The organism is Rodentibacter rarus, from assembly GCF_001998965.1.
Taxonomy (GTDB): domain Bacteria; phylum Pseudomonadota; class Gammaproteobacteria; order Enterobacterales; family Pasteurellaceae; genus Rodentibacter; species Rodentibacter rarus.
The window spans coordinates 1-11874 of the sequence record NZ_MLHJ01000128.1 but is presented as its reverse complement, the minus strand read 5'-3'; the positions used below and the strand labels follow the sequence as shown (position 1 = coordinate 11874).

Genomic DNA, 11874 nt, shown 5'->3' with positions numbered 1-11874 from the left:
GTACAGCCCCAAAATTTTTTTAAGGAAAATCAACTATGGCAACGATTAAAGATGTGGCAAAAATGGCTGGCGTTTCCACCACCACGGTTTCCCATGTAATTAATAAAACCCGATTTGTTGCAAAAGAAACAGAAGAAGCCGTTCAACATGCGATTAAAACCTTAAAATATTCTCCAAGTGCCGTGGCAAGAAGCCTAAAAGTCAACACCACGAAATCCATTGGGATGATCGTCACCACCAGTGAAGCGCCCTACTTTGCCGAAATTATTCACGCCGTGGAAGAACATTGCTATCGCCAAGGTTATTCCCTTTTTTTGTGCAACACACAAAATGATCCTGAAAAAATTAAAAACCACTTAGAAATGTTGGCTAAAAAACGGGTGGACGGATTGCTGGTGATGTGCTCGGAATATACCCAAACTTCCCTTGATTTACTCTCCAATTTCTCCGACGTGCCAATGGTAGTGATGGATTGGGGGCCAAATGGCGATACGGATATTATTGACGACAACAGCTTTACCGGCGGCTATTTGGCGACAAAATATCTGATTGATTGCGGCCATCAAAAAATCGGCATTATTGCCGGTGAACTGAGCAAAACCACCGCACGAACCCGCTACGAAGGTTTTGAAAAAGCCATGAAAGAAGCGCATTTAAGCATCAATAAAAATTGGGTCACGGAAGGCTATTTTGAACCGGAAGACGGCTATGAATGTATGAATAAAATTCTTAACCAAACAGCTCTCCCTACTGCGGTGTTTTGCTGTAACGATGTCATGGCGTTAGGGGCGATTTCCGCCATTACAGAAAAAGGCTTGCGAGTGCCCGATGATATTTCCCTTATTGGTTATGATAACATTCATTCATCACGTTTTTATGCGCCTCCTTTAACCACCATTCACCAATCCAAATCTCGCCTCGGTGCACAGGCCGTGAATTTGTTGTTTGAACGTATTTCACAAAAAGACAACGAGAATTTACCTCAATCTCAAAGTCGAATTGATATTCACCCCGAACTGGTTATCAGAAAATCCGTTAAAATCCTTTCATAAAATTCACTAAAAAACGACCGCACTTTTTACATAATCAATAGAAAGTGCGGTTATCTTTTGAGAAATTTTTAATTTTTTTGTTTTTTATCAATCTTTTCTTTTATAGAGTTTGACCGAACACCTCTTTTTAGTTATACCTACACCCAGTTTTATTTTTTTAATTTAATTTTAGGAGTTTGTATGACACAAGCGTATGCTACTCTACGCAATAACATCAATATGTTAGGACGTTTTCTCGGTGAAACCATTAACGATGCACAAGGGGCTGATATTCTTGAGCTTATCGAAAATATCCGCAAATTATCCCGTGATTCCCGTGCAGGAGACGACAAAGCCCGTCAAGCCTTGCTCGAAACACTGGCGAACATTTCAACGGATAATATCATCCCTGTAGCGCGTGCATTCAGCCAATTTTTGAACCTCACCAATATTGCTGAACAATATCAAACTATCTCTCGTGAACATTCAAAAAAAGCCCCTTCAGAACGTTCTTTACACGCCCTATTCACCCGTTTAAAAGCGGAAAATGCGTCAAAAGAAGACGTTTATAAAACCATTGAAAAACTCTTAATCGAACTGGTATTAACGGCACACCCTACAGAAACCACCCGCCGTTCACTTATCCATAAACACGTTGAAATCAATAAATGTTTAAGCAAATTAGAACATGGTGATCTGACAGAGAAAGAACGAAGTGTCATTGAACGCCTACTTCTTCGGTTAATTGCCGAAGCCTGGCATACCAACGAAATTCGCACCATTCGCCCAACCCCTTTTGACGAAGCGAAATGGGGCTTTGCCATGTTGGAAAATAGCCTCTGGCAAGCCGTGCCGGAATTTCTCCGTCAATTAAATGAAAATGCCCGTGAATTTTTAGGTTATGATTTACCGGTGGGGCTAAAACCGGTACGCATTTCTTCTTGGATGGGGGGGGACCGTGACGGCAACCCATTTGTTACCGCTCAAATCACTCGAAAAGTGCTTAATTTTGCCCGTTGGAAAGCCGCAGATTTATTCCTGCAAGATATCAGCAAGCTTGCCGATGAGCTTTCCATGGTGAAATGTACCGATGAATTTCGAGCAAAATATGGCGATCATTTAGAGCCTTACCGTGTGGTGGTAAAAGGCTTACGCAGCAAACTCACCACCACCCTTGCCTACTTTGACGATCTCCTTGCCGAACGCCTGCCTCGTGTTACAGAAAATGACATTATTTTAGAAGATAACCAACTTTGGGAACCCCTTTACGATTGTTATCAATCCCTTATGGCATGCGGTATGCGTATTATTGCAAACGGCTCATTGCTTGATATTTTACATCGTATCCGTTGCTTTGGTGTCACCTTGTCACAAATGGACATTCGTCAAGAAAGCACCCGTCATACGGATGCCATTGCAGAAATTACCCGCTATATCGGCTTAGGTGATTATTCCCAATGGACAGAAGAAGACAAACAAGCTTTCTTAATTCGTGAATTAAGTTCACGCCGTCCACTCATTCCTCAAAATTGGACACCTTCCGCTGAAACACAAGAAATTCTTGATACCTGTAAAGTGGTTGCTGCCCAAAAACAAGGAGTAATTGCTTGTTATGTGATTTCGATGGCACGCAGTGCTTCTGACGTCCTTGCCGTCCATTTATTGCTCAAAGAGGCCGGTGTGCCTCACCACATTCCTGTTGTGCCTCTGTTTGAAACCTTAGATGATTTAGATGCCGCAGAAGAAGTGATGACCCAACTGTTTAATATTGGTTGGTATCGAGGTGTCATCAACAACCGCCAAATGGTGATGATCGGCTATTCGGATTCGGCCAAAGATGCCGGTATGATGGCAGCCTCTTGGGCACAATATCGTGCTCAAGAAGCCTTGGTAAATTTAACGGAAAAACTGGGTATCGAACTCACCTTATTCCACGGACGTGGCGGCACCATCGGCCGTGGTGGTGCACCGGCTCATGCCGCCCTACTTTCCCAACCGCCACGCTCATTAAAAAATGGCTTGCGTGTTACAGAACAAGGGGAAATGATCCGCTTCAAACTCGGTTTACCTGCCGTAGCGGTGGAAACTTTCGACCTCTACGCCAGCGCCATTTTAGAAGCCAATCTCTTACCACCGCCTGAGCCTAAGGTAGAATGGCGTACCGTTATGGATGAGCTTTCCACCATTTCTTGCAAAATCTACCGTGATGTGGTGCGGGGCGATAAAGACTTTGTACCTTACTTCCGCAGTGCCACACCGGAACAAGAGCTCTCTAAATTACCACTGGGTTCACGCCCGGCAAAACGTAATCCAAATGGCGGCGTTGAAAGCCTTCGAGCCATTCCTTGGATTTTCGCTTGGATGCAAAATCGCCTTATGTTACCGGCGTGGCTAGGCGCTGGCGCTTCCGTGCGTCAAGTCATTGAAAATGGTAAAGGTGAAATTATCGAAGAAATGTGCCAAACCTGGCCATTTTTCTCCACCCGAATTGGCATGCTGGAAATGGTATTCAGCAAAGCAGACCTCTGGCTTTCACAACAATATGATCAACGTTTGGTGAAAAAAGAACTGTGGTATTTAGGCGAAAACCTACGCCAACAATTGCAAGCGGATATTCAAACGGTGCTTTCCCTTTCCCACCGTAACGAACTGATGTCCGATTTACAATGGATTGCTGAATCCATTGCATTACGCAATATCTACACCGATCCGCTCAATCTTCTCCAGGTGGAACTGCTCCACCGCTTCCGTGAAAACCCGGATCAACCAAATCCTGATGTGGAACAAGCCTTGATGATTACCATCACCGGCATTGCCGCAGGAATGCGTAATACGGGTTAGGAAAGAAATGATAAAGTGCGGTTAAATTCAACCGCACTTTTCTCACTTTTCAATTTCCATCCGCCAAATTTGGTTAAACTCCTCTATTAATGTAAATAATTGCGCTGTTTTTTGTTCGTTAAATCGGTTAAAGATGCGTTCAAATAGGGTTATCGTTGTCTGATAAATGGGTTCGGCTTGTTGTTTGCCGGCTTCGGTCAATCGCATAATTTTTTCACGTTTATCATGTTGGCTTTCAAAAAATTCAATCCAGCCCTTTTCACGATATTCCTTACAAATATTAAATACGGTTTGTTTTGGTACATACCATTCTTCACAAATTTGTTTTTGTGTACATTGTCCGTTTTCAGCGTTGGATAAACTATAAAGTACAGCAAAATGATGATAATTTATCCCTAATTTCTTGATCCAACGATCAAGCAAATCATCCATTTCTGAAACCTGTTTACCTAACCTATCAAAATTATTCATTGTCTTTCCCTTTTTATTTAAATTTTCATCATTCTAACACATTCAAGGTGAAATATAGTCCTAAAATTTACTTGATTTAAGTAAATTATAAGACTAAAATTTTCCAAATTAGTAAAATTTAAGACTTTATAAAGGACAATATAAATGACTCCAATTCATTCCAATGCCTTCGAAAATATTAAATCTATTGCGAAGAATAATAAAAAACGGCTCTTTTTTACCTTTGGATTTGTTGCTTTAGAGAATGTGCTTTTCATCACTTATCCTCTTTTTGGGAGTTTTGCGGTCAATGCGATGATGAATGGTAATGTGACGTTATCACTTACCTATTCATTCGTTGTACTCATCATTTGGGGAATTGGGGCTGCACGGCGTGCGGTTGATACGCGTGCTTTTGCCCGTATTTATGCAGAGCTTACCGTTCCGGTAATATTAAGCCAACGAGAGAAAGGATTCGACAAATCAGCGATTGCCGCGCGTGTGGCACTTTCACGCCAATTCGTGGATTTTTTTGAACAACATTTGCCTACGCTCATTATGTCAGGCTTTTCCATTATCGGTGCAGCAGTTATGCTATTGTGGTTGGAATTTTGGTCTGGGGTAACCGCCTGTTTTATTTTGATATTCTTTGGATTGATGTTGCCGAAATATGCCAAAACCAACGATTTGCTCTATTTAAAACTGAATGACCGTTTGGAAAAAGAGGTCAATCTCATTGAACAAAAAAGTCATTATCATTTAAATAAACATTATGATTGGCTCGCGACATTACGCATTCGCTTGTCAAATCGTGAGGCAGAAGGCTATTTATGGATTGGTGTAGCTGCAGCGATTTTATTTGGTGTCACTGTCGTTCATTTAGCCATGACAGATGGTGTGCAAGCCGGGCATATTTATGCGGTGATGACTTATCTTTGGACCTTTGCAATGAGCCTTGATGATGCCCCAAGGTTAATGGAGCAATTTTCCAATTTAAGAGATATTGGTAAACGGGTCGAAGTGCAGTCAAAACACGAAGGAATTTGACCGCACTTTTTATTTCAGTATCATACCGCTCATCCCATAAATAAGAGGAAATACAATGACAACTGAATTTCAAAAACTTGATCCTGATAGCGCAATTGATATTGCCTACGATGTTTTCTTAGAAATGGCCGGGGAAAATTTAGACCCGGCGGATGTGCTGTTATTTAATCTTCAATTTGAAGAACGTGGTGCGGTGGAATTTGTGGAAACCGCAGAAAATTGGGAAGAAGAAATTGGCGTGTTAATCGACCCCGATGCCTTTGCCGAAGTGTGGATTGGTTTGGTTAATGAGAACGATGAAATGGATGATATCTTTGCCAAATTCCTTATTTCTCACCGTGAGGAAGATCGTGAATTCCACGTAATTTGGAAAAAATAATTCATCAGAAAAAAGGAAATCAATGAATGATTTCCTTTTTTATACCGGAATACTTGAAAAAAAGACTAATAAAAGTGGAGGGAGAATATTGGTAACAAATCCGAAAGAAATCGCAATAGGTGTCACGTCTATTCCACCTGATTTTTGGATGATAGGTAACGTACAATCTAATGCGGTCGCTCCGGTGATCCCAATCGCCGTTGAGCGAAAATGTTGCATAAAAAGCGGGACGATAAATAAACTGATAATCTCTCGAGATAAATCATTAAAAAATGCAATACTGCCCTGCACCGGCCCCCACGCATTTGTCAGCACCACACTAGATAAAGAATACCACCCCATTCCGGAAGCAAAGGCCAAACCTTGGGTAATCGGCATAGTTAAAACCAATGCTGCCACAATTCCCCCTAACAAAGAAGTCACAGTAAACACAATACCGGTTTGAAAACCACGTTTATTAAACAATGCTTCTTTTAGTGAAATGCCATTGTTCCGTAGCTGGATACCCACGAAAAAAATCAAGGCAATCAACACATAAAGATTAATCCCCGTTGGCAAAACAAGATAGGCGTTAAATAGCCAACCGCATAACGTCCCTAAAACAACGGTGCCGGAAAGTTTGAAAGAATCAACTAATGAATGCCAACGAGAGAGGATTTTTCCTTGAGGTTTAAGTAATGGTGCAGGATTAAAACGATCATAAATCATTAATCCAATCATATTTGAAGTTAGAATAATCGCCGAAAGTGCCGCTGCGGTTTTACCAATAATCGGGAGCTTTGTTTCTAGATCATCAAGCTGACCGAGTAAATACCCCATCAAAAATAAGATAACATACAACAAAAACATCACCATTTGATTAATTTGGGTGAGATGTTTTTTATTTTTTACTTTCAATAAATAGCCTAATAGCATAGGCACAAGCACGACTAATAATCCGTTTATCACGTCTTGCATAATCATTTTCCTTTGTAATAAACCTTGCCTAGCATACCTTTTTTATTTATCGGGTCAAGTTATTCAATATAAACAAATTTTTAATATCCATTGCCTTAGTTATAAAAACAATTATCTAAAAATTAACGATTGATAAAACAAAAATGGGGCAATTTATGCCCCAAAATAAAAATACGATTAACTCCCCTCTTCTTGTTGTAGATGTCTTCTCATCAGGGCTATCACCTGCTCCCCTTCAAACTGCGTTTTAAACACCACTTTCGTTTGTGTCGAAATATGAGAAAAAAGACATTCAGCGTGTTTGATTTTACTTCTTTCTTCTTGTCGGAGATGCTCAGAATCTTTCACTCCCTTGGATTCAATCACAAAATTTAGAACATCATTATTTTTAGTTTTCACAATATAGGCAAAATCAGGCGAATAAGTCCCACCACCTGCCACAGGGATTTTGATGGAGTTTTTAGGAATTTTAGTGAATACCGTAACCCCTTCAATTTCCTCATTCGCAATATTTTGATGTTCAATTTCCGAATCGTAAAAAATCTCGCTAAATAAATAACTCGCCGCAGGCTCATGCACCTCATCAGCCATTCTGCCTAAATCCGTAACGCGAACCGCTTTGGGTCTACCGTTTTTATCCGTAAATTGTGTCGGATGAACTGAATTATTGACCATCTGATACCCCAATTCAAACTTACTGAAAGAATGATGCAGTAAGAACTGATTAAAACCGCTACGAATTTGCGCAATTGTCTGCATATTCAAAAATTGGGAAATATCCCATTCCGACCGCACTTGATGAAAGGCTTGATGCAACGTTGTCATCTTGATTTTTGCTTCCGTGGATAACGTTTCCAAAAATTCGCGATAACTCATGGTATTAAAGCGAATGAGCGTATTTTCTAAATCTTCTTTATTTCGTACAAGCATTACCGCATTTTTAATATAGGTTTCAGAAACTTTGGTACGAATTCCCGCTTGCTTAAATTTATCAGCACTTTCTTTTAAATAGTTGACAAATAATGCTAGAAATTCCATTTCTGAATCAATTTTATATTTTAAAATCGCTTTATGATGAATTAACTCCCACAATGCTTTTAGCTCTTCATATTTTCCCTCACGCATAGGGATAGCATCCTTCTTAGCTTTTGCTTCGGTGATTTTTCCTTGGAATAACCCGGTACTAAACGCATTGGGAAAAAGCTGCTTTATTTGATGATAAGCGCCGCTACTCACAAAATTATCGTTATCATCAATCAATTTGTTGTCCGCCAATTTATTGGTAATACTACGATTACTTTCTTGCGGATAAGCCCGTTTGATTTTTTCTAATAATTCAGGCGTAAGTGCGGTCGGAATTTGCGCCGTTTCAGAGACTTTATTCACTTCCCCTACCAACTCCGCCACAAAATCTTTTTCGCTATTATCGACAAAATAATTAAGCAGATACTGTGGCGAACGTACCCGTTCCATTAATTCATTCACCGGCAAACGCAAGCCCCGCCCTACTTCTTGCAGTTTTGAGGTTTTGCTGCCACTGGAACGCAATTTACAAATTTGAAAGACATTGGGATTATCCCACCCCTCACGCAACGTCCATTTGGAAAAAATAAAACGGCGTGGATTTTCTAAAGAAAGCAAGGTTTCTTTATCGTGTAGAATTTCGTTCACTTCCCGTTCAATTTTATCATCGCTTTCACTATTATCTTTGGAAAAGTACCCCCCATGAGTAAGTGATACATCGGCAATGGTTTTTTCCAAATAATCCCGATAAAACGGATCAGCTTCTGTTTTCAATCGTTCTTTGACCTCTGCCAAAATCCAACTTTCAAATTTTGCCTTTAAACTACCGGCAATTTGATTGTCGCTACGATAACCGGCGATATCATCAATAAAAAATAATGTGAGCGGTTTAATTCTCGGTGAAGTTTGGGTAAGCAGGTTTCGTTCTAATTTAAAATGCTCGGCAATGGCTTTTTTCATCATCGCATCTTGCACGGTTTCAGAATAGGAATAAGGGTTAAGCAATGCCCCCGCTTTTAACTCGACCCCGTTACTTAATGCCAAAGTCGTTTTATTCATCGCTTCAACCTTCAACGCAAAGATATCAGGGTGAATCTGTGCTAAATCATCGCCTTTGTTCAAATGAAAAACCTGTGTTTTGCCATTTTCGTAGAGTTCAAAGGTTGCCTCATTGCCGGAAAGTGCGGTCAATTTTAACTGAGAATCTAAACCGCCTTGCTGTTCTTCACAAAAGACACGTACACCTTTCACGAGATCCTGATTGAACGCTTCAACTGCCGTTAAACGATAAATCAAATTGTAATATTGCTCATTAAATGTTGCACCATAGCGCAAAATGTATTGTGGATTTAACCGATTGATATTCTCCCAAGTTTTCTTCGCTGTCGGAAATTTGTGCGGTTCGTCAATAATCACAATCGGGCGAACGGCGGCAAGGGCGGCTTGCGGTTGATCGAAGAGATCTTTTAAGGCTCGATCTCCGCTTTCCGTCATAGATGGCGAATTAATCATTCCTGCATTAATCAATAAAATATGAATTTCCCTTTGATTTTCCGCTTTAACAAATTGATCAATCGCCACAGAAATGTGGGATTTTTTACTTTTCGCCATCTTTTGGCTTTCCACCACATAGGTTTTTAGGCTTATTCCCTCATAATCATTGCCAAAATCTTGGCGAAAATGCTCTACAAGGGATTGGCTTTGCAAAAAGTATTTTGTACCGGCTTTAATGGACAGCGTGGGGACAATCACAATAAACTTGAACACACCCAGCATTCGATGCAAATCGTACATGGTTTTGGTGTAGGTATAGGTTTTACCTGTACCTGTTTCCATAGAAATATCCAACACATTTGAGCCATCAAAAGTGCGCTCAATTTGGTTGGCACTTTGCACTGCTTGCAGATTTTGTGCATATTTTCCCTTTGCAAAAATCAGCTCAGGATTTTCATCAGTAAAATGCTGTTTGGTCATCACACCATCAAACACCGCCAACACCGCTTGAATCCCCTGCTCTTGGTGGGGTAAATTTTTTTCGTAGTTAAAACCACTCATTTTTGCCTCACCCTAATTGCGAATAATCAAACTCAAGGCGATATTTTTCTTATTATTGTAAGTGTTGATCGCTTGATTGAGTTCTTGTTGTAAATGACTTGGCATATTTTCACCAAAAACAATCACCCGATTTGGGTTGAAATTATTGTCGTTATCCAACTTTTGAATAAACGCTAATAAATCCTCAGAAGTGAAGCCCGTTTGCAATAAATACAACCGTTTATCGCATAAATGGGCGGTGTAATTGCCAAGTTTAATATCTAAAATCGGGTCGGTCAGCAATGCTCCATCATTTAATGCCCAAGTGGTAAGTAAACTGTGATATTGGCTTTCCGTAAGATTTTCTACAAAGGGCAGGGTTGCCTGTTCTAGCGAAAATTCCTCATCGGAATGTTGTCTGAAATTAGTGGTGGTTTGGTAGACTTTAAAGCCCAAATCAAGATCAGGATAATTTAAAACAATCTGTACCCTATTTCTAATGATCCTTTCTTTTGTTAAATGAAAAATCGTTGGGTTATTTTCTTTTAAATGATGATTAATAAAATCATACGCAGCTTTTGCAATTTTTTTAGCTTTACCTGTTCCCTTAATTTCTATTTTTTCATTTAGTTGAATTAAAATAAATTTTCTATTTCCATTATCCGTGATATTGGCCTCAAAAATGGCTTCAGCAAACGAACCTGATCCTGCAAAAAAATCTAAATACAGATCATTTTTAGCGTTAGCATTCAGGATTAAATCCTTTAATAAGGCAACAGGTTTAGGATTGGCAAAAGGAGTGATCGATGTACCGAATAATGTTTTTAAATTATTTGTAGCCTTACGGGTTTGCATTTTTATATAGGAACGTAATATATCCTTACGATCTCTTGTAATATATGTTTTTTTATTTGGTAATAGATCATCATTATCGGGAAATTCGATTAGATTATGTGAGACCCATTCATTCCAAGTTTCAAGCATGCAGCTCCAACCTCGACTAGGCACTTTACAGTAGTTTCCCGTTCTAGGATTTACTCTAAGATCTTTCATTCCGCTATTTTGCGGATCATCTAACGGACTCGTTCTATAAACGCCAAATTCATCAACAAATTTATAGTTTGCAAGATTATCTTGAGATAATTTATTTACCTTATAAAACTTTTTGAGATCGTCTTCCGTTTTCTTATAATCTTTACCATTTTTATCAAAAATATCCATAATTTCAGAATAAATAGGATTGGAAAAGCCAAAATCAGCCTGTTCGGCTTTATCTTTATCCTTTGTATATACAAGAATATACTCGTGAGATGTCGATACAATATAAGGATCATTTTTAGGTGTGCCATCAACGATTATTTCAGCAACAAAATTCCCTTCCCCAAACACCTCATCACACAATAATTTCAACTGCGCCACTTCGTTATCATCAATGGAAATAAAAATCACGCCGTCTTCTTTAAGTAAATCACGGGCAATATAAAGGCGCGGATACATAAAAGTGAGCCAAGCGCTATGAGAATTGGCCCCCTTAGCGGTGAATTTTAAAATACGTTCCGCCTCATCAAGGCTGATATGGGCGAGTTCGCTTAACTGTTCGGGTGTAAATTTACGATCATCTTGATACACAAAACCGTCCGATCCCGTATTATAGGGTGGGTCGATATAAATCATCTTCACGCTGCCTTTGTAAGCATTTTTCAGATGTTTTAACACCTCTAAGTTATCGCCTTGGATCAGTAAATTTTGGCTGTTAACATTTTCAGGCTTGGCATTGTGTGTTTTGTCTTCACAAAGTAAGGTTTCAGGCGGAAGATTACGGAGCAATTTGGCATAGGATTTTCCCAACCAATTCATCTCATAAAATTCATGGCTAATCTCGGTTTTCTCAACAATCTCCGTTTGGAATTTTTCCAGTAAAAATTTTCCGTTTTTATCAAAACAATTTGGAAAAAGGGCTTGAAGTTGGGCAAGTTGTTTAGAATTGGCGGAAACGCCCTCTTTAGAAAAAAGTGTTTCGGCGATCATTTGACCTCCGAATTAATATTATTGAAGAAAAATGATAAATTTCGCTTGCAATTATCGTTTAGTTTAGGCAAGGCAAGGCAAGGC

8 protein-coding genes are annotated in these 11874 nt (G+C 39.5%); 4 read left to right on the top strand and 4 right to left on the bottom strand.

What is annotated here, in order from left to right; genetic code table 11:
- Positions 1-35: 35 nt before the first annotated feature.
- Together purR and ppc are read left to right on the top strand one after the other, a co-directional pair.
- A complete protein-coding gene (gene purR, locus BKK50_RS11125) occupies positions 36-1052 on the top strand; it encodes an HTH-type transcriptional repressor PurR (protein WP_077418070.1) in 1017 nt (338 codons plus the stop codon).
- A gap of 180 nt (positions 1053-1232) precedes the next feature.
- On the top strand, positions 1233-3872 hold the full coding sequence (gene ppc, locus BKK50_RS11120; RefSeq protein WP_077418067.1) for a phosphoenolpyruvate carboxylase: 2640 nt from the start codon (positions 1233-1235) through the stop codon (positions 3870-3872).
- Between the two features lie 42 nt (positions 3873-3914).
- On the opposite strand, the gene BKK50_RS11115 is transcribed toward ppc, so the two are convergent.
- Entirely contained in the window at positions 3915-4343 is a 429-nt protein-coding gene (locus tag BKK50_RS11115) for a MarR family winged helix-turn-helix transcriptional regulator (protein ID WP_077418065.1), read from the bottom strand.
- 144 nt (positions 4344-4487) lie between these two features.
- Here BKK50_RS11115 and BKK50_RS11110 point away from each other — a divergent pair, with 144 nt between their 5' ends.
- Both BKK50_RS11110 and BKK50_RS11105 read left to right on the top strand, forming a co-directional pair.
- Positions 4488-5369, top strand: a complete 882-nt coding sequence (locus BKK50_RS11110; protein ID WP_077418062.1) for an ABC transporter six-transmembrane domain-containing protein — start codon at positions 4488-4490, stop codon at positions 5367-5369.
- A gap of 55 nt (positions 5370-5424) precedes the next feature.
- Positions 5425-5748: an HI1450 family dsDNA-mimic protein gene (locus BKK50_RS11105; RefSeq protein WP_077418059.1), complete on the top strand. Its 324-nt coding sequence runs from the start codon at positions 5425-5427 to the stop codon at positions 5746-5748.
- A gap of 39 nt (positions 5749-5787) precedes the next feature.
- Here BKK50_RS11105 and BKK50_RS11100 read toward each other — a convergent pair whose 3' ends face one another.
- The 3 genes from BKK50_RS11100 to BKK50_RS11090 all read right to left on the bottom strand — a co-directional run bounded on the left by BKK50_RS11100 (position 5788) and on the right by BKK50_RS11090 (position 11790).
- Positions 5788-6705, bottom strand: a complete 918-nt coding sequence (locus BKK50_RS11100; RefSeq protein WP_077418056.1) for a LysO family transporter — start codon at positions 6703-6705, stop codon at positions 5788-5790.
- A 177-nt stretch (positions 6706-6882) separates the two neighbouring features.
- Positions 6883-9783 carry a type III restriction-modification system endonuclease gene (locus tag BKK50_RS11095; protein WP_077418053.1) on the bottom strand — a complete coding sequence of 967 codons (2901 nt, stop codon included), beginning with the start codon at positions 9781-9783 and terminating at the stop codon, positions 6883-6885.
- Positions 9784-9795: 12 nt separating this feature from the next.
- Positions 9796-11790, bottom strand: a complete 1995-nt coding sequence (locus BKK50_RS11090) for a site-specific DNA-methyltransferase (protein WP_077418050.1) — start codon at positions 11788-11790, stop codon at positions 9796-9798.
- Positions 11791-11874: the final 84 nt, after the last annotated feature.